This window comes from Flavobacterium sp. AC267 (assembly GCF_979258715.1).
On the sequence record NZ_OZ409875.1, the window covers coordinates 3,550,538 to 3,568,681 of the forward strand.

Annotated in this window: 18 protein-coding genes and 2 pseudogenes; 15 read left to right on the top strand and 5 right to left on the bottom strand. The window is 31.3% G+C overall.

The annotated features are described in order from the left end of the window. The first annotated feature begins 100 nt into the window (after positions 1-100). From ilvB to acs, 4 genes and pseudogenes are all read left to right on the top strand, one after another. Positions 101-1,790 (top strand): annotated as a pseudogene (gene ilvB, locus ACZZ95_RS18730) (biosynthetic-type acetolactate synthase large subunit). A gap of 88 nt (positions 1,791-1,878) precedes the next feature. Further along, entirely contained in the window at positions 1,879-2,400 is a 522-nt protein-coding gene (ilvN, locus tag ACZZ95_RS18735) for an acetolactate synthase small subunit (RefSeq protein ID WP_095951222.1), read from the top strand. A gap of 62 nt (positions 2,401-2,462) precedes the next feature. Next, positions 2,463-3,933: pseudogene (gene ilvC / locus ACZZ95_RS18740) on the top strand (ketol-acid reductoisomerase). A 492-nt stretch (positions 3,934-4,425) separates the two neighbouring features. Beyond that, the gene (gene acs / locus ACZZ95_RS18745; protein ID WP_463470191.1) at positions 4,426-6,336 is read left to right on the top strand and encodes an acetate--CoA ligase; all 1,911 of its coding nucleotides are present in this window, start codon (positions 4,426-4,428) and stop codon (positions 6,334-6,336) included. Positions 6,337-6,439: 103 nt separating this feature from the next. On the opposite strand, the gene ACZZ95_RS18750 is transcribed toward acs, so the two are convergent. Further along, complete coding sequence (locus ACZZ95_RS18750) at positions 6,440-7,039, bottom strand: 3'-5' exonuclease (protein WP_463470192.1); 600 nt, start codon at positions 7,037-7,039, stop codon at positions 6,440-6,442. 1 nt (position 7,040) lies between these two features. Next, positions 7,041-8,954 carry a DUF294 nucleotidyltransferase-like domain-containing protein gene (locus ACZZ95_RS18755; RefSeq protein WP_095951218.1) on the bottom strand — a complete coding sequence of 638 codons (1,914 nt, stop codon included), beginning with the start codon at positions 8,952-8,954 and terminating at the stop codon, positions 7,041-7,043. A gap of 674 nt (positions 8,955-9,628) precedes the next feature. Here ACZZ95_RS18755 and ACZZ95_RS18760 point away from each other — a divergent pair. The 3 genes from ACZZ95_RS18760 to ACZZ95_RS18770 all read left to right on the top strand — a co-directional run bounded on the left by ACZZ95_RS18760 (position 9,629) and on the right by ACZZ95_RS18770 (position 11,405). After that, on the top strand, positions 9,629-9,955 hold the full coding sequence (locus ACZZ95_RS18760) for a hypothetical protein (RefSeq protein ID WP_463470193.1): 327 nt from the start codon (positions 9,629-9,631) through the stop codon (positions 9,953-9,955). Between the two features lie 82 nt (positions 9,956-10,037). After that, positions 10,038-11,231, top strand: a complete 1,194-nt coding sequence (locus ACZZ95_RS18765; protein WP_463470194.1) for a hypothetical protein — start codon at positions 10,038-10,040, stop codon at positions 11,229-11,231. Positions 11,232-11,234: 3 nt separating this feature from the next. Continuing rightward, positions 11,235-11,405, top strand: coding sequence for a hypothetical protein (locus tag ACZZ95_RS18770; protein WP_232678154.1), 171 nt, complete (start codon positions 11,235-11,237; stop codon positions 11,403-11,405). On the opposite strand, the gene ACZZ95_RS18775 is transcribed toward ACZZ95_RS18770, so the two are convergent. Then, positions 11,402-11,638: a hypothetical protein gene (locus tag ACZZ95_RS18775; protein ID WP_463470195.1), complete on the bottom strand. Its 237-nt coding sequence runs from the start codon at positions 11,636-11,638 to the stop codon at positions 11,402-11,404. The genes ACZZ95_RS18770 and ACZZ95_RS18775 overlap by 4 nt on opposite strands. A 133-nt stretch (positions 11,639-11,771) precedes the next feature. Here ACZZ95_RS18775 and ACZZ95_RS18780 point away from each other — a divergent pair, with 133 nt between their 5' ends. The 7 genes from ACZZ95_RS18780 (at position 11,772) to ACZZ95_RS18810 (ending at position 15,841) form a co-directional block, all read left to right on the top strand. After that, the gene (locus ACZZ95_RS18780; protein WP_463470196.1) at positions 11,772-12,491 is read left to right on the top strand and encodes a hypothetical protein; all 720 of its coding nucleotides are present in this window, start codon (positions 11,772-11,774) and stop codon (positions 12,489-12,491) included. Positions 12,492-12,494: 3 nt separating this feature from the next. Beyond that, positions 12,495-12,971 (top strand): hypothetical protein, encoded by a 477-nt coding sequence (locus ACZZ95_RS18785; RefSeq protein ID WP_065450148.1) that lies wholly within the window; start codon positions 12,495-12,497, stop codon positions 12,969-12,971. A 114-nt stretch (positions 12,972-13,085) separates the two neighbouring features. Continuing rightward, complete coding sequence (locus ACZZ95_RS18790) at positions 13,086-13,487, top strand: hypothetical protein (protein ID WP_065450149.1); 402 nt, start codon at positions 13,086-13,088, stop codon at positions 13,485-13,487. Positions 13,488-13,590: 103 nt separating this feature from the next. After that, a complete protein-coding gene (locus ACZZ95_RS18795) occupies positions 13,591-13,767 on the top strand; it encodes a hypothetical protein (protein ID WP_166638404.1) in 177 nt (58 codons plus the stop codon). Continuing rightward, on the top strand, positions 13,760-14,362 hold the full coding sequence (locus ACZZ95_RS18800; RefSeq protein WP_463470197.1) for a hypothetical protein: 603 nt from the start codon (positions 13,760-13,762) through the stop codon (positions 14,360-14,362). The genes ACZZ95_RS18795 and ACZZ95_RS18800 overlap by 8 nt, the downstream gene beginning before the upstream one ends. 99 nt (positions 14,363-14,461) lie before the next feature. Beyond that, a complete protein-coding gene (locus ACZZ95_RS18805) occupies positions 14,462-14,983 on the top strand; it encodes a hypothetical protein (protein WP_253784424.1) in 522 nt (173 codons plus the stop codon). 6 nt (positions 14,984-14,989) lie between these two features. Then, on the top strand, positions 14,990-15,841 hold the full coding sequence (locus ACZZ95_RS18810) for a hypothetical protein (protein ID WP_463470198.1): 852 nt from the start codon (positions 14,990-14,992) through the stop codon (positions 15,839-15,841). 235 nt (positions 15,842-16,076) lie between these two features. On the opposite strand, the gene ACZZ95_RS18815 is transcribed toward ACZZ95_RS18810, so the two are convergent. Beyond that, positions 16,077-16,424, bottom strand: coding sequence for a hypothetical protein (locus ACZZ95_RS18815; RefSeq protein WP_463470199.1), 348 nt, complete (start codon positions 16,422-16,424; stop codon positions 16,077-16,079). A gap of 219 nt (positions 16,425-16,643) precedes the next feature. Between ACZZ95_RS18815 and ACZZ95_RS18820 the strand changes: the two genes are divergently transcribed. Beyond that, the gene (locus ACZZ95_RS18820; RefSeq protein WP_463470200.1) at positions 16,644-17,105 is read left to right on the top strand and encodes a hypothetical protein; all 462 of its coding nucleotides are present in this window, start codon (positions 16,644-16,646) and stop codon (positions 17,103-17,105) included. A gap of 601 nt (positions 17,106-17,706) precedes the next feature. On the opposite strand, the gene ACZZ95_RS18825 is transcribed toward ACZZ95_RS18820, so the two are convergent. Next, on the bottom strand, positions 17,707-18,090 hold the full coding sequence (locus tag ACZZ95_RS18825) for a hypothetical protein (RefSeq protein ID WP_463470201.1): 384 nt from the start codon (positions 18,088-18,090) through the stop codon (positions 17,707-17,709). Positions 18,091-18,144 lie beyond the last annotated feature (54 nt).

Consider the following 18,144-nt stretch of genomic DNA (forward strand, 5'->3'; position numbering starts at 1 on the left):
AAAATCAATTTAGAATTTTTCATTAAAATTGATTTTGACATTGCCATTGAATTTTTTGATATTGATTTTTGAAATTGACATTGATAAAACAAAATATACTATGAAAATATCAGGGGCAGAAGCCGTTATAAGATGTTTATTAGCAGAGGGAGTAGACTTGGTTTATGGTTATCCAGGAGGAGCAATCATGCCGGTTTATGACGAATTATATAAATTTCAAGATCAATTACACCACGTTTTAGTACGTCACGAACAAGGTGCAACGCATGCGGCTCAAGGATATGCAAGAGCTACAGGAAAAGTAGGAGTGGCAATTGCTACTTCTGGGCCGGGAGCAACTAATCTTGTAACTGGAATTGCAGATGCTCAAATCGATTCAACACCAATGGTTTGTATCACGGGACAAGTTGGAAAACATTTATTGGGTTCTGATGCTTTTCAGGAAACAGATATTATCGGAATTTCTACTCCGGTTACAAAATGGAATTATCAGGTAACGGAGGCTTCTGAAATTCCTGAAATTATAGCAAGAGCTTTTTATATCGCTCGTTCTGGACGTCCAGGACCTGTATTAATTGATATTACTAAAAATGCTCAGTTTGATGAGTTTGATTTTAGTTATGAAAAATGTACTGGAATTAGAAGTTATGTTCCGGTTCCAAAATTAAAATTAGATAAAGTTGCCGAAGTCTGCGACCTTAATTAATAGTGCCAAAAAGCCTTTTATTGTTTTTGGACAAGGTATTATTCTCGGTCAAGCCGAAGAGCAGTTAAAAGCTTTAATTGAAAAATCGGGAATTCCAGCTGGTTGGACTATTTTAGGTCTTTCGGCTCTTCCAACAGATCATCCTTTAAATGTTGGAATGCTGGGAATGCATGGAAATTATGGACCAAATATGCTTACTAATCAATGTGATGTGCTTATTGCATTAGGAATGCGTTTTGATGACCGTGTTACGGGAAGTTTAAAAACGTATGCAAAACAGGCAAAAGTGATTCACTTTGAAATTGATCCTGCAGAAATCGATAAAAACGTAAAAACAGAAGTTGCTGTTTTAGGAGATGTCAGAGAAGCTTTAAATGCTTTACTGCCTTTAATCGAAAACAATTCTCATGAATCTTGGCACAATGAATTCAAAGAATTACAAAAGATAGAGGTTGAAACGGTTATTAATGAAGAATTAAATCCAACGAACAATAAAGGAATTTCAATGGGAGAAACTATTGAAATGATTAACAAACACTCAAAAGGTGATGCTATTATCGTTTCAGATGTTGGTCAGCACCAAATGTTTGCTTGTCGTTATGCTAAATTTAATTCAACAAAAAGTAATATTACTTCAGGCGGATTAGGAACAATGGGATTTGCTTTGCCAGTCGCAATTGGAGCTAAAATGGGAAGACCAGATCGTGAAGTAGTTGCTATTATTGGTGATGGAGGTTTCCAGATGACAATTCAGGAATTGGGAACTATTTTTCAGACTAAGGTTCCTGTAAAAATTGTCATTTTAAATAATGAATTTTTAGGAATGGTGCGTCAATGGCAGGAATTGTTCTTTGATAACCGATATGCATCAACAAAAATGATTAATCCAAATTTTGTTGCAATTGCTGAAGGATACCATATTAAATCTAAAAAAGTATCACAAAGAGAAGATTTAGATGAAGCAGTAGCAGAAATGCTGGCTTCAAAAGAATCTTATTTCTTAGAGGTCATGGTGGAAAAAGAAAACAACGTTTTCCCAATGATTCCAACAGGAGCATGTGTTTCAGAAATTAGATTAAGCTAGGAAAAGTTTCAGGTTTCAAGTTTCAGGTTTCAGGTTCTGTTGAGAACGTGAAACCTGAAACTTGAAACAAAATAAACTAAAAAACAAAATGGAAGATAAAACATTTACCATATCGGTATACTCAGAAAATAACGTGGGTTTATTAAATAGAATATCAGGTATATTCTTAAAGCGTCACATTAATATATTAAGTCTAAATGTTTCTGAATCAGAAATAGAGAATGTTTCTAGATTTATCATTGTTGTAGAAACAACAGAAAAATGGGTTCAGAATATTGTTGGTCAGATTGAAAAACAAATTGAAGTTATAAAAGCATTTTATCACACAGATGAAGAAACTATATATTTAGAAAATGCATTATTTAAAATCGCTTCAAATTTATTGTTTGATGAAAAACAAATTCAGAATATTATCAAAGACAGCCAGTCTACGATTGTTACGGTTTCAAGGGATTTCTTTGTGATTTCAAAATCGGGGAGACGCTCTGAAATTGAAGAATTATACAAAAAATTCAAACCATACGGCATAATGCAGTTTGTACGTTCTGGAAGAATTTCAGTTTCTAAAGAAAAAATGGAAATTTCATCATTATTAGAATCTTACAAATAAAAATTTTAGTTACCCAAATTATAAAATTATTAAATATCATTTCATTAAATATTAAAACAAAAATGGCAAATTATTTCAATACATTACCACTTAGATTACAATTAGAACAATTAGGAGTTTGCGAATTTATGGAGCAGTCTGAATTTGCAGACGGTATTGCTTGCATTGGCAGGAAAAAAAGTTGTAATTGTAGGCTGTGGAGCACAAGGTTTGAATCAAGGATTAAATATGAGAGATTCTGGTTTAGATATTTCTTATGCATTACGTGCAGATGCAATAGCTGAAAAAAGAGCTTCTTATAAAAATGCTACTGAAAATGGTTTCACTGTAGGAACTTATGAAGAATTGATTCCAACAGCAGATTTAGTTTGTAATCTTACACCAGACAAGCGACATACAGCTGTGGTAACTGCTATTATGCCATTAATGAAAAAAGATTCTACTTTGGCTTATTCTCACGGATTCAACATCGTAGAAGAAGGAATGCAGATTCGTAAAGATATTACAGTAATTATGTGCGCACCTAAATGTCCAGGTTCTGAGGTTCGTGAAGAATACAAAAGAGGTTTTGGAGTTCCAACACTTATTGCAGTTCACCCAGAGAATGATCCAAACGGTTTAGGCTTAGATCAGGCAAAAGCTTATGCAGTAGGAACTGGAGGACATAGAGCAGGGGTTTTAAGATCATCTTTCGTAGCTGAAGTAAAATCAGATTTAATGGGTGAGCAGACTATCCTTTGTGGTTTATTGCAAACTGGATCTATTTTATGTTTTGATAAAATGGTTGAAAAAGGAATCGATCTTGCTTATGCTTCAAAATTAATTCAATACGGATGGGAAACTATTACTGAGGCTTTGAAACACGGAGGTATCACAAACATGATGGACCGTCTATCAAACCCTGCAAAAATAGAAGCGTATGAATTAGCTGAAGAATTAAAAGACATCATGCGTCCGTTATTCCAAAAACACCAAGATGATATTATTTCTGGAGAATTTTCAAGAACTATGATGGCTGACTGGGCTAATGATGATGTTAATTTATTAAAATGGAGAGTCGCAACAGGAGAAACTAACTTCGAAAAAACTGCACCGCAGGAAGCTCCAATTTCTGAGCAGGAATATTTTGATAATGGAGTATTAATGATTGCAATGGTTAAAGCGGGTGTTGAATTAGCTTTGAAACAATGACAGAAGCTGGTATCATCGAAGAATCTGCTTACTATGAGTCATTACACGAATTGCCATTAATTGCAAACACAATCGCAAGAAAAGAAATTATTCGAAATGAACCGTGTAATTTCTGACACTGCAGAATATGGTTGTTATTTGTTTGATCATGCATGTAAGCCTTTATTGACTGAATTCATGAAAAATGTAGAAACTAATATTATTGGTAAACCATTTTCTACTTCAAATGCAGTAGACAACGCGGTATTAATTGCTGTAAATAAAGAAATTCGCCAGCACCCTATCGAAGAAGTAGGAGCATGGTTGAGAGAGTCTATGACAGCTATGAAAAAAATTGGATAATTAAAATGGGAATTCCCGCAAAATTGGATTTTGCGGGATTTGCACTGTATCAATGATTTGTAATATTTTGAATTAGTAAGCACTTATTAAGAAAATAGATATAGATGCATATTGCATTCACTTAACTTCTGCAAGGTTAAGTTAAGTGAAGCTAATCCCTTATAATGGGGTATATTTGATAAAATATACTTGTTGAAATTTCTGTTTTAATTAATAAAGATCTTGCTATTTTCAAAATAGAGAAAAGTATGTTAAAAGCAGTTTTAAAAAATTAATTGTTATTGAAATTTGTTAAATTAAAAAAGGCATAATATCTATTTATTATGCCTTTTTTGCCCTTTCTAATTTGGTTTAAAAAGTAAAAAAATATACCAAATGCAAATAATAATCATGTTTTATTAAATAAATGTTTTTTTTTAATAAAATTTATGAATTAAATTATTTCTAGAATACATTCAGATTTAATACATTTATAAAAAAATTCAACAAACGATGAGCTATTACAAAATTGAAAATTTAGAACAATATTTTAAACATTATAATAAATCAATAAGAGAGCCAAGAAAGTTTTGGGGAAAGATAGCTGAGGAAAATTTCACATGGTACCAACAATGGGAAAAAGTAGTTGATTTTAATATGGCTGAAGCTGAAGTAAAATGGTTTACAGAAGCTAAAGTTAACATTACCAAAAATTGTATTGATAGACATTTAAGCAAAAGAGGCGATAAAACGGCAATTATTTTTGAACCGAACGATCCTTCTGAAGAAGCTTTACATATAACGTATAACGAATTATACGAAAGAGTTTCAAAAATGGCAAACGTTCTTCGCGAGCAAGGTGTTCGCAAAGGAGATAGGGTTTGTATTTATCTGCCAATGATTCCTGAGTTAGCCGTTGCTGTTTTGGCTTGTGCTAGAATTGGAGCAATACATTCTGTTATTTTTGCTGGATTTTCTGCATCAGCAGTTTCAGCAAGAATTAATGACTGCGAATGTAAAATGGTTATCACATCTGATGGAGGTTATAGAGGAAACAAAACAATTGACTTAAAAGGAATTGTTGATGAAGCTTTAGAAACTTGCCCATCTGTTACAAAAGTTTTAGTAGCGAAAAGAACTAAGACTGAAGTGAAAATGAAAGAAGGTCGTGACGAATGGTTACAGCCTTTATTAGATGCGGCTTTAGACAATAGTGTTGCTGAAATTATGGACGCAGAAGATCCGTTGTTTATTTTATATACTTCAGGATCAACAGGAAAACCAAAAGGAATGGTGCATACTACTGCTGGTTATATGGTTTATACGGCATACACATTTAAAAATGTTTTTAGCCACGAAGAAAATGATATTTTCTGGTGTACTGCAGATATTGGATGGATTACTGGACACTCGTACATTTTATACGGACCATTATTAAATGGAGGTACAACTGTTATTTTTGAAGGTGTTCCTTCTTACCCAGATTTCAGCCGTTTTTGGGAAATTATCGAAAAACATAAAATTACACAATTCTATACAGCACCAACTGCAATTCGTTCGTTAGCAAAAGAAAGTTTAGATTATATTCAAAAATATCCCCTAAAATCTCTTAAAGTTATTGGATCTGTTGGAGAGCCAATTAACGAAGAAGCTTGGCACTGGTTCAATGACCACGTAGGAGATAAGAGATGTCCGGTTGTAGATACATGGTGGCAGACAGAAACAGGTGGAATTATGATTTCGCCAATTGCTTTTGTAACCCCAACAAAACCAACTTATGCAACTTTACCATTGCCTGGAATTCAGCCCGTTTTGATGGATGAAAAACGCAACGAAATTGAAGGAAACCAAGTTGTTGGAAGTTTATGTATTAAATTTCCATGGCCGGGAATTGCCAGAACAATCTGGGGAAATCACGATCGTTACAAAGAAACTTATTTCTCTGCTTTCCCAGGAAAATATTTTACAGGAGACGGAGCATTAAGAGATGAAGTTGGATACTACAGAATTACGGGTAGAGTAGATGACGTTGTAATTGTTTCAGGTCATAATTTAGGAACAGCGCCAATTGAAGATGCGATCAATGAGCATCCTGCAGTTGCAGAATCTGCTATTGTTGGAGTTCCTCATGATATTAAAGGAAACGCTTTATATGGTTATGTTATTCTAAAAGAAACTGGAGAAGTTAGAAATAAAGAGAATTTGTCAAAAGAGATCAATCAATATATTGCAGATCACATTGGACCAATTGCTAAATTGGATAAAATTCAGTTTGTTTCTGGACTTCCAAAAACTCGCTCTGGAAAAATTATGCGTAGAATTTTACGTAAAATAGCCGAAGGAGATTTTTCTAATTTTGGAGATACGTCAACATTATTAAATCCAGAAGTTGTAGAACAAATTATGAATGAAAGAATTTCGTAATTAAAACATAGATCAATAAAAAATGCCTCTTAAATTTAAGAGGCATTTTTGTTTACTAAAATATTTTTGGAATTTGGAATTTCAATTTTGGAATTTAAAATTATTATTTTATCCCCAATCGAGATTTTAATTTAAGAAATAAAAGTCCGATTCTGTACGCATCTTCGGAAGAAGAATTTCTATCACTTTTTGGAATTTTATAAATTTCGCATAAATCGTCTAAAGAAAACTGTTTGTCATTTATATCAGTTAGTTTTCTGTACATCACATCGACATCAAGTGCCTCATTTTTTAATCGGTACTGCAGTCTAGACGTTCCAGCGGCTGCATTCAGCATTTCGACATCAAAATTAATATGATGACCAACTAAAACTGAATTTCCGATAAAATTAACCAAAGCCTCAAGCGCATCTGGTTCCGGCATTTTCATCATTTTGCTTTCAATGATAAATTCATTTGAAAGTCCGTTGTCTTGCAGATACTTGTATTGCAGTAAAACAGTTTCAAAACTTTCTTTTATAACAATGCTGTCATCGATAACCGAAAATGCACCAAGAGACAATATAACATCCTTATCCGGATTCAATCCTGATGTTTCAGTTGATAAAACAACGAACTTATTAGGTTTGGTTTCGAATTTAGTTAAATAATCTTTCCAGAATTCTGGATAGTCTTTATTAATATTTTTTAGCCAGTCTAGCATATTATGAGAATTGTGTCAATTGAAATTTACTCTTAATCAGTTCCTCCAGGTCTTTCATAGGGGCTAAAGCATTTTTTAATTTCTCTTTGTCAGTTTTTGACATTTCTCTTAAATTAATAAATTGGCCAGAGTCGTCATTTTTTAGTCCTTCAACAGTTCTAAATTTTGAAAGTGCCAAAAATGCTTCAGCACAACTTAAATAAATTTCAGCATTTTTAGAATCTGTAATTGCTAATTGTTTGAATCTTAAATAAGTATTTTGAATTCCTTTTATGTTGGCATTTAATATCAATAAACGTGCACCATCAATTAATGGCATTAATGCACGGGTTTTTATATCAAATTTACCTTTATGCGGGCCTTCTTCTTCAATGATGAATTTTTTAAAGAAACTTAAAGGAGAATTTCTTTTTAAAGCATCATTTCCTAAAAAGTCAAAAAACAAAGTATTGTTAACTGCATTTTTGAAAATGACATTTTCAATAGCTTCTTCGATTTTTGGTTCACCAAAAACAATTTCATAATCAAAGAAAATACTGCTCAAATCATTACTGTTTTCACCTGGAGTATTCATCCAGCTGTTGTATTGTTTTGTCCAGTCACTCAATGATTTACACCACAGCATATTGCTTCCCATATGCCCATTTGGACAATATTCGTAACCAACTTTTTCTAGTACAGAAGTAGTTCTTTTTGCTAATCTTAAAAAATAATCTTTTACTTCTCTATATTTTTCTGGTGTAACATCTTCAAAAATTAAAATACTATCCTGATCTGTAAGTAAAAGTTGTTCTTTACGTCCTTGACTTCCAATACTTAACCAAGCAAAACGTGCAGGAGGGGAGCCTAAATCTAAAATTGACAGCTCGACAGCGCGTTTAATGATTGCAAGATTAATTTCGCTCGCAATATTACTAACATGCGAAATTGGAATATTCTTTTGAATTGAATTCTGAATCAAATCTGACAGACGATCACGAATCTGTTTTAGATCTTTTGGCAGCTGAGAACGTTTAATTTCTTTAATTAAAACACCAGGGTTGCTGGCTTGAGCGACAATAAGATCATGTTCAGAAATAATTCCTTTTACAACAGATTTACTTGTTCCGTCTTTTGTAACGCATAAATGGGTTACGTTATGTTTTAACATCAACAATTGAGCTTCGGCTAAAGAAACATTTTCTAAAACAGTTACCACCGGCGATGACATAATTTTGTCAATAGTTTCAGTAATAGGATAGCGTCCTGTTGCAATCTTAGAAGATAAATCGGCATTAGTTACAATACCAATAGGGTGATTTTTTTCGCAGATTATAATATTATCCACCATAGAATCTGTCATTAAAATCGCAACATCTTTAATAATGTGATTAGATTGCGTAGTTAATGGCGAATTATTATAGTTAAGTGATTGAATATATTGCATTTCCGTCTGCTGATCTAGGAAATCAGTATCAGAAATCAGTTTGCCATTAGAGCTGACACTATCTTTTGTATGTCTTGAATTTACAGCAAAACTCTCCAATAAAAAGTTTAAAACATCAGAATTATTAGCAACAAAAGGTCTAAATACAGCGATTGGAATAGCATAAATAATGCTTTCTTCACGAGCTTTAGCGGTCATCATGTAATTATTTTTGGCAAAAAACGGACGCAAGCCAAAAATATCTCCTTCGTGGCATTTATTTATAATGGTTTCTTCAGCGTCTGCAATAGTTGTAAGGTTGATTACACCAGAAGCAACGACATAAAAACTATCATGAAGTGCGTCGTTATTTTGAAATAATACCGCATGTTTTTCTAAATTTATGACACGAATATTCGTAGCAATATCTGATAATTCCTGAAAAGTTAAATTATCAAATGGTTTGTATTCTTTCAAAAAATCTGCAATATGCTCAGCAACTGTATTCATATGTTTGATAATTTATTTTTAAAGTATCGAATGTAAAAATAATAAAATAAAGTCTTACAATGAAAGCATCTTGGCGAGAATATAAATAATATTAAGGAAATGTTAAACATTACTGATTTAAGGACTTAAAAATGTTTTTTTAGTTCGAAATTTTAATCTTTTGATTTAAAAATGAAATTTAAATCGGTAGTATATCTGTTTAATTTTTTTAGAATTGAATATTCAAAAGAGAAGAGTTTCGATTTGTTGAGATAAGAAAAATAGAATGATTCAAAAACAATACTAGATGGGTTTCTTAAATATTCTATTTTACATAATATAAATTATAGTTCATTTGTGGTATAACTTATTAACTATACCAAATGGCTTTAAAACGATCTTCATTAGAGAATTACACTCTATTGCTTGTAGAATTAAACAAGATGCGTCACACAAATTTCAATGCAAAAACATTTTTAAAAAAAATGCGCCCATTTTGCAAAACCTCTCATTTAAAGTTTAAAACATTATTTCTAAGAATCCGTGGTTCAAATATAGGAATTACAATTAAAGTTTGTACGGATTGCTTTATAGTAACACAATCTTTTTGTGTTCATGAATTTATTTTTTACTGCAATTCTCAGAAAACGCTTATTACAAAACTTCTTAAACATAATCTTTTAACACCTTAATATATGTCAACAATTATACTTTTAATTCAAAAACGAGAAGATTTACTCTTGGAATTAGCTGGTTTAAATCATGATTTAAACGAGTATTCAAAATATCCTGTAGAAACTGTCGACTTACTTGGTCTTAAACATCAGCATGATTTTACGATTAGAGAAATTAAAAAAATTGGTCAGCAGATAAATGTTTTTTTTAATTCTGAGATTTCAAACTATAAAAACAAATTTTGTGAAGTTGAAAAGAAAATAACCGAAGCTATATCAAAGAAAGAATTTACAATAAACGATTTACCTAAAAATCATTATTCACTTTGGCAGGATTCGGAAAATTAATTTTTTGCTACTCCCTTTCGATTTTTCAATTGTTGCCGTAGGGTATAACGGCAACTAACTCACTCAAACCTACTAAAAAACAATGATTTCATATAAAGAAAGGCATCAAGCCCAAACTAAATTCAAAAACAATAATTTAAAACCTACTCTTATAAATATAGACTACCTAATTATCAATCTAGAGGGTCAGCCGTTTGGAGAATTTCCCGAGCATTCAAAGTTTCGCCTAAAACCTTATGAATACGGAACTAAGATTTTTGAGCTTAGAGCAGATTTATATTATGAAGATTTAAAAATTGGAATTTATACAGCAATACCACGCTCGGCAATTATGAGCGAACAATTTGCACAACTACAATTCGAAAACAATCTATTTTACACATTGTCTAACGATGCCTTAAGAGGTGTCATAAATGCTTTTTGCGATGAAACAAACTACATATTTAAGTCTGTTAATAGACTGGATATCTGCCTTGATAAGTCTGATATCAACAATTCTTACCGTAATTTATATAGTAATGTTGTTGCAGGTAACTACCTTATTTCGGGGCGTCCTAAAAATTTACAAAGCTATTTTGAAACCTATAAAGGAAAATCAATACTTAACAGTTTCCAAATTGGAAAAAGAACATCTGACAAAATAATACGATGCTATAACAAAACGCTGTCGTTGCAACTGACTGAGAAACCATATATAAACGAATATTACGCAAATAATGGTTTGAAAAATGACAATGTTTGGCGTTTTGAATATCAGTTAAATTCAGCGTTTTTTAGAGGTTTAAATGAATATTCAAAATTAGATTTAAATATCAGTCAGACAATGACTTGGGGTATTTTTGATAAAGCAAACCTTTATGAATTATTAAAGATTGCAAATAAAGGCTTTTTTGAACTTCGTGAGAATACTGGTAAAAGTCAAATCAATAAGGAAAAGCTTATTGTTTTGTTTGATTTTGATTTTTTACAATCCCAAATAACAAAATTTAATCCTATAATCAAACGTTTAAAAAAGGTTGTTCTTTCTTCGACAACAATTAAAAAACGTCTTGCAAAATCTCTATTTAGAGAATATTACGCAAACAATCAGGATATATCTTATATCGTTGCTCTAAATCTTTTACTTGAAGATTTAGATATGATTACAGAAAAACCACTTATGAATTGGTTTCAAAACAAATTACATTTCTATCTACACGAATTTAGAACAAAGGAGAAATTGGTAAACGATTTTGATTCTGAATTATTCCACGAACACCAACTTTTATTTTTATAAGCCATGAAAACAAGAAATTTAAGCCAAAAAGTCAATAAAGTTCAACTTCAATTTATTTTAGAAGTTAGCTATAAAACAGCTCGAAAAGAATATCAAATAATTTTAGATAGTCTTGCTTTAACTAGGAAATATTTAACTATTAAAGATTTAATAGACTATGGAATTTTAACTTAAGATTCGGTAATGATTATTCTTTCTAAATCTGTTATAAATAATTGTGTTTTATGCATTTCAGATTTAATCCTTTTGTCATAATTCAATAAGGAATGATTAGAAACAATATCCTTTTTCAATTCTGAAATTTGATATTCAATGCTAGTAACTTCATCAGGCTTAGCTATTTTCAATTCAGCTACTTTCAAACGTAGCTGAGCTAAGTCCTCTTTTAATTGTTTAATGTTTAGCATTTTTTTGTTTTTAATAAGAATTATTAGGGTAAAAGTAGGTAAAAATAGGCAGAAATCGGCAAAAATAGGTAACCTAATGTTAAACATGCAATAACCTTTGTGAAAGAAATTAAACAAATAAAATTTATAACAAATGAAAATTGCAACTATTACAGGCGTTACAAAATCGCCAGAATTACAAGTAACAAAAGCAATCGGTGCTTTAATTCTTTCAAGTGATTTGGCTTTATCAGCCTTAACAACTGAAAAAATTAGTATTTACATTGAGCGTGGAAACGGTTCGAATGTCATTTTAGCAAACAAAGTGTTGCTTAAAGATTTCATTTTAGCAAGTACCTACGGAACTGAAAACACTCAATCCGATGCTGATAATGCCCTGATTGCATTATGTGAATTGGCAGACGAAGGTTCAATTTATCTTGCAGATAAAGAGAGTATTAAAATTACCCTTGAAGATTTAATTGCAGATAAACGTTACGATTTACACGGTATTGAAGAGCCACAACAAACCAACAATTTATTTTTCTTCGAACAAAAATCTGTTGCATCAGAGGAGTTCAACAAAAAAATTGATGTTCAGGGATTTGATTTGGCTGTTATGACTGTTGACGATTCAGTTAGTGATTTGTCTTATCAGTACTCAAATGGTCAGGTTGTAAAATATCTACCATTCGAATTGCAAACCTTAAGCCGTGATATTGACCCAATCCAAGCTGTTTTATCAGATGGAAAAGTTTTACAAGGCTTAACTGATAGATTAACGTTGCCTTTAGTGGCTGTGGTTGGTATTGAAATCAATAAGTCACAAGGCTCAATTATTAATTTCGTCGTAAGATGTTTAAAAACTGTGTAAGCTATGGGATTTTTCAAAAAAATTGGAACAGCGATTAAGAAAAATGTTTCGTTCAAAAATTTGGTAAAGGTCGCTACTCCTATTATGGGCGCAATACCTTTCGTTGGTGGAGCGGTTCAAAACATCTCGCAGAATTTGCAAGATGCTCACGAAGCAAAGAAAGCAAACAATGCGGCGCAAGCTGAATATAATAATCAGCAAGCTTTAGCTGTAGCAAGTCAAACGGCTGGTGCTGTAGCAAATGCAGGTTCTCAGATTTTCGCAAAAGCCGTAACAACTGGGATTAATGACGGTTTAAGTACTGGATTTGTTCAGGGAAGCGGTCAGGTTGGTGCTACTGTAGTAAGTTCAACTATTAAGGTTTGGTTTCAAAGAAACTGGAAAATTGTTTTAGGTGCTGTCGCTGGTCTTATTGCATTGATTTGGTTTTTAAGACGTGACCGCAATAATTCAGGCAGAAGAGTTGCTCGAAAAAGATAACAAACCGAAAAATTACTATCGAATCTATCTTATTGTATTTCTGATAGATTCGGCGGTAATCATAGTCAAAAAACTGGCTGAAATCATATTATTAATTAAACACATTATAAAGTAATGGCACAAAATAAAAAGAATTATAATTCTAATAATCAGAATTATAATAACAATAATAACCAACAAAAAGTAAAACATTCAGGTGCTAAGTCCACTACTTATATGCCTGTTTCGGGACCAAATAAAGGTGTTGAACAGCATTTAACAACTGGTTGGAGATTGTCTAAAGGAGAATTGATTGCAATCAAATGTGTAACAACTACTAAATCAAATCTTTCAGAAAAAGGTTGGTTTGGTTCTGTAGCATGCACTTTTACTAATACTAAGACAGGTGTTCAATCTTTCCATTGGGGTACAATGCAGAAAAATGGCGGTAAAGTGGTAATTGACAGCATGGCGTTTGTCATCAACCCACGTGCAAAAAACGGAGGTTATGCAGGTACATTTATTCGCTCGAACTAATGTTTAAGGTCATATTAAAATTCCTCCCTCTTATACTCCATGAGGGGGTGGATTTACTCAAAGAGTATTTAGAAAAAAGAAAACAATTAAAACAAAATAAGTAATGAAAAATTTGAAAGGAATTGTTTCGATAATTGGTATTATCGTTAAATATGGTGCTGTTGTAACAGCTATTTTAAAAGGTATTCAGGTAGTTTCTGACGAATTGGGCAAACTTGATTTCGGAAAAGATGAACCGCAAACACCTGCTAAACCTTTAATTACAGAAGAAAATGAGTAATTATTTAGGCAGAAAAGAATTAACTCGAGGTATTCGAAATAATAATCCGGGTAACTTGGTTTTGACCAATATTGCTTGGCAGGGTAAAATTCCAAATGCTCAAAATACCGATAAACATTTTGAACAGTTTACAGAAGTGAAATTTGGTATTCGTGCCATGTTACGAGATTTGACAAATGACATTGATAAAGGAAAGAATACAGTAAGAAAGCTTATAACTGAATATGCACCTCCATTTGAAAATGATACGCAAAAGTACATTGAGGTTATTTCAAAAGCTGTAGGCTTAGACCCTGACCAAACAATCAAAATTGTAGATGCAAAGTTTTACTTAGTCATTGCAAGGGCAATTATTAAACATGAATGCTCGCCTGATCATAATTTGATTTACGATTCGGACATTCAAGATGCTATTGACATTATGGGAGATTACAATCTTGCAACCGTTACGGTAACGGCTAAAAAAGAAATTCAAATTCAATTATTTGATTATTCCTGTACTGCTTTTTTTATACTGTTTACAGCGTTACAGTCTAAACAAACGCCCAAAAAGATAAAAATTATTAATTCAAAATTTAAACAAGATGTTAGATAAAATCAAACTTTTTTATGCAAATAATAAAACTATTGCAAATGTTGTATTAGTTGCTGTAGCAGGACTTTTAGCTTATAAATTATTTAAGAAAAAATAATTATGGCTCAAAGAGAGATAGTTAATAGAACAAAGAGCCAAGCCAATACTGTTTGGCTCTTTGATTTTCTGCAAAAATACTGGCTTTTATGCGTTGGTATAATTGTTTGTTATCCATTATTAAAAAAATGGTATGCTAAATTCACACAAGATGCTGAGGAAAAAGCTTTGGAAGATGCAGAAAAAGATTTAAAAATTGCGGTTTCTAATCCAATGACAAAAGAAATTGAATTGAACAAAATTACACCTCGTAAAGAAGTTCATGACATAGCAGAATCTTTGGCAGTATGGTTGGGAACAAATAAGCAAACGAAAGATTCACCTTGGTACACTTGGATAACTGAGCCGTTTTCTAATTTCGAAAATGAAAAGGAAACAATTAACGAGTTATTGAAAGTAAAACAAGTTACAACTGTTCCTTTAGTAATCGGCTGTTATTATGTTATTACAAGACGTGATTTAAAGGCTGATTTAAAAAAATATTTATCAACCTCGGAATTAAAAAAAGTTCCGTTATTTAATTAATCAGATATGAACTTTATTCAATATATAGATGATACTTATGCAGTTAAAGTCAAAGAACTTGAAGCATTTGAGGGATATTCTGTAAGAGGCATACAAACGCCATTTTTTATATTATCAGTATTTATTGATAATAAACGTGTTCAGGGTGTTGATTTTATAAATTACGATAGTTTGCCTATGCTTTCGGTGATTAATGATTTAGGGAATGTCGATTTAAATGTAATTCCAGAAAATTATTTTGCTACTGCATTTACGGAAATTTATTTAAGCGTTCCTTATTCAAATGGTTCAAGTAGTGTCGAAATTTCAAACTTTAGTGATTTTCAAAAAAAGCCATTAAGATACGTTAAAGAATATAAATTACCTCAATTTCGTTTGGATGGTCGTTTTACTGCGGGTTCAGGTTATCAGGTAGATACAAGGGTTTACTCATTTATGAGATTGGGAACAATTCAGGGAGATAATAAATTTTACACTCTAGGAATTGACACTTATAGAAACTCGACTCATTTGGATAGCGTGGACTTTCAGGGAGAAAGTCCAAATTATATTAGAAATGGCTATGATTTAGTTAGTTCTTTTCCTGTTCAGAATAATGGTGGTATTGTTCAGTTTGGCGATTATTACATAAAAATGACTACTACAAAAACCTCATATCCTTATGGCTTGGCAGTTTGGATTTTTACAGATATTCGAACTAATGAATTTTGGGTATTAGTCAATTATATAGAAGTTGGCACAAGTATCATAAAAAAGGGTGAATTTGATATGTCAACCTTTGTTTGTGTGAACGGTGGTTTTAAGATTAAAAACCTGCTCCATGAAGTAGAGATTCAAATTAGTAATATTTATGGCTAATACTACTCCAACGCCTTACAGCTGTACAATCTTTAATAAAGATAAATCTATAAGACCGATAAAAATCGAGTTTTGTAAATCAATCTTTTATCTGCATAATTGGTGTAAAAATGTTGGATTTGATTATCACTACATTAATATTTACAACCGAAAAACTGGTAATTATATTTCTCGGCAGTACTGTAATGATTATATAATAGATAAGCCTTTGTATTAATTTACAAAGGCTTTAATCTTAACATAATGCTATTACTGAAACTATGAGTGATATAACTGATATAATAAATGAAGCAATGACAATACGTCTATCGATTAAATTTCTTGTATGCTTTTTTTGAAAGCCATTATATTCACATTCTATTTTTCCTTTCGTTGTTAAAGAAATTGAGTTGTATTCTTGAGATTTAGTTTGTACATAATCAATTAAATCATCTTGTTTTAGATGTTTGAGAGCTTCGTAAAACTCATCTTCATTGATATTAGAAAACTTTCCTCTTACGTCGTTAATTATAATCTTTTTGTCTTGATTATCATAAACATACTTTAATATTCCGTCTAATAGTGTAAATGTTTTTTCTTTCATTGGGTTATAGTTGATTGGTTAATAGGCTGTTGTGAAACAAACTTAAGGAGTTAAAATGAATTAGCAAGTACTTTTGTTACTCGTAAAAATTCTTAAAATACCCAGTGTTTTTAAAAGGTATAATTATTTATTCTTTTATAGCAATTGACAAAGTGAAATTAAATTATTGGCACTATATTTGGAAATCTTTAGTAAATATAAACTCACAAACAAAAGTACATGAAAAAAAATACTTTATTACTTATATTATTGTTTTGTTTTTCTGCCTATTCACAGGAGAAAAAAACATTCATTTCTAAATCGGAATCTTTAAACTCGGAGCAATCTGCGTTAATTGTTTTAGTAAATCGCTATTATCCTGAATTTACATTACCTACAAAGATTCTTAATATTTATGATTCAGATAAACAAATTGCAGAAAGTTATATTGAGTATCCGAAACCACCTAATAATTGTGATGAATATTTAATTACAGTACAGTCTGATAATACACGTTTAGATTATGAGTTTAAATACTCTATTGGAAATGGCAGTGCAAGTGCAAAGGGTTCGATTTATATTGTTGGTTCAGATGTATATAAGGTAGATACAGTTCTTAAAGGAAAAAGTAAATACTTTTTTCAATTATATAAGAACGGTAAAGAAGTATATAGTGATAATCCCTATCAAGGATTAAATTAAAAAACAATAAATAAGCCCCAATAAAACGGGGTTTTTTTTATGTCCATATTTTTTTATATCTTTAGATTACCTTAAAAATAGGGGTTATAAATACTGTTAATAAAGTTGTTAACATCTTCTTGGACATACTGCAAACCATACTATAAATTATAGTTCAAAAGTATTTATAGAAAATAGAGGCAATATTCATTTGTAAACGTTTAACCAGATTCTTATCCTGTACTGTGTGCTTAATGTTTTGCATATTTGAAAAAATAATTTTACTATGTTCAAATAATAGATGTTCACCCATCTGTATTGAGAATGATTTCAAAAATTATATTCATATTCTAAGTCTGATATTTTCCGTATTTCAGAAATAAAATTTATTTTTTCCAAATATCGGATTTTCGATCCTTGATCCAGGATTCGTATATTAAACCAAAAATGATTCCGATATCAGATATTATTAAAACTAATGTAAATATTCAAAGCTTCATAATTCTCGTATTTCAAAAAATAATTTTATTTTTTTTAAATATCGAATTTTTTCTTAATTAGGCGCTTTATTAAATTACAACACAGTCTAACATAGGTCAAATTATATCTGCTCTAAATAGAGTTATTCATACAACTTATTCAAAATAACTTCTTTAGGAACCAAATCACCACCGCCGCGTTTGTTAAATTGTAAAACGCCTTCGTTTGTAATTAAAACGGCACTTGAAGAAATTCCGTCTTTATCTTTTAATTTGATTTGAGCTCTGTCGCCAAGCGGATAAACATATCCGGAAACTTCTAGAATTCCAGAATTTAATTCTTTGTGTTCACTTGTAACTTCTGCGGTTCCAAAAATCGCATAATTTGACTGTGCGATTGTAATGGTGAAAATATATTCCTTTTTGCAGTTCTTGCAGTTTTCGTTGCTCCAAGTTCCAGAAAATCTATTGGACTGTGAATAGGATTTTAAAGAGATTAAAATTGCCAGCAATAGAAATTTTTTCATTATAAATTGTTTTATTTAAATTTGAGCCAAATATAAAGCAAAAAAGCATCATAA

Excerpts from the sequence above, each read along its gene's own strand:
- ACZZ95_RS18820 (WP_463470200.1), top strand. The coding sequence starts at position 16,644 with ATGAAAAAAAATACTTTATTACTTATATTATTGTTTTGTTTTTCTGCC.
- ACZZ95_RS18760 (WP_463470193.1), top strand. The coding sequence starts at position 9,629 with ATGTCAACAATTATACTTTTAATTCAAAAACGAGAAGATTTACTCTTG.
- ACZZ95_RS18795 (WP_166638404.1), top strand. The coding sequence starts at position 13,591 with ATGAAAAATTTGAAAGGAATTGTTTCGATAATTGGTATTATCGTTAAA.
- ACZZ95_RS18785 (WP_065450148.1), top strand. The coding sequence starts at position 12,495 with ATGGGATTTTTCAAAAAAATTGGAACAGCGATTAAGAAAAATGTTTCG.
- ACZZ95_RS18770 (WP_232678154.1), top strand. The coding sequence starts at position 11,235 with ATGAAAACAAGAAATTTAAGCCAAAAAGTCAATAAAGTTCAACTTCAA.
- ACZZ95_RS18805 (WP_253784424.1), top strand. The coding sequence starts at position 14,462 with ATGGCTCAAAGAGAGATAGTTAATAGAACAAAGAGCCAAGCCAATACT.
- ilvN (WP_095951222.1), top strand. The coding sequence starts at position 1,879 with ATGGAAGATAAAACATTTACCATATCGGTATACTCAGAAAATAACGTG.
- ACZZ95_RS18750 (WP_463470192.1), bottom strand. The coding sequence starts at position 7,039 with ATGCTAGACTGGCTAAAAAATATTAATAAAGACTATCCAGAATTCTGG.
- ACZZ95_RS18810 (WP_463470198.1), top strand. The coding sequence starts at position 14,990 with ATGAACTTTATTCAATATATAGATGATACTTATGCAGTTAAAGTCAAA.
- acs (WP_463470191.1), top strand. The coding sequence starts at position 4,426 with ATGAGCTATTACAAAATTGAAAATTTAGAACAATATTTTAAACATTAT.
- ACZZ95_RS18790 (WP_065450149.1), top strand. The coding sequence starts at position 13,086 with ATGGCACAAAATAAAAAGAATTATAATTCTAATAATCAGAATTATAAT.
- ACZZ95_RS18765 (WP_463470194.1), top strand. The coding sequence starts at position 10,038 with ATGATTTCATATAAAGAAAGGCATCAAGCCCAAACTAAATTCAAAAAC.
- ACZZ95_RS18755 (WP_095951218.1), bottom strand. The coding sequence starts at position 8,954 with ATGAATACAGTTGCTGAGCATATTGCAGATTTTTTGAAAGAATACAAA.
- ACZZ95_RS18780 (WP_463470196.1), top strand. The coding sequence starts at position 11,772 with ATGAAAATTGCAACTATTACAGGCGTTACAAAATCGCCAGAATTACAA.
- ACZZ95_RS18800 (WP_463470197.1), top strand. The coding sequence starts at position 13,760 with ATGAGTAATTATTTAGGCAGAAAAGAATTAACTCGAGGTATTCGAAAT.
- ACZZ95_RS18775 (WP_463470195.1), bottom strand. The coding sequence starts at position 11,638 with ATGCTAAACATTAAACAATTAAAAGAGGACTTAGCTCAGCTACGTTTG.
- ACZZ95_RS18815 (WP_463470199.1), bottom strand. The coding sequence starts at position 16,424 with ATGAAAGAAAAAACATTTACACTATTAGACGGAATATTAAAGTATGTT.
- ACZZ95_RS18825 (WP_463470201.1), bottom strand. The coding sequence starts at position 18,090 with ATGAAAAAATTTCTATTGCTGGCAATTTTAATCTCTTTAAAATCCTAT.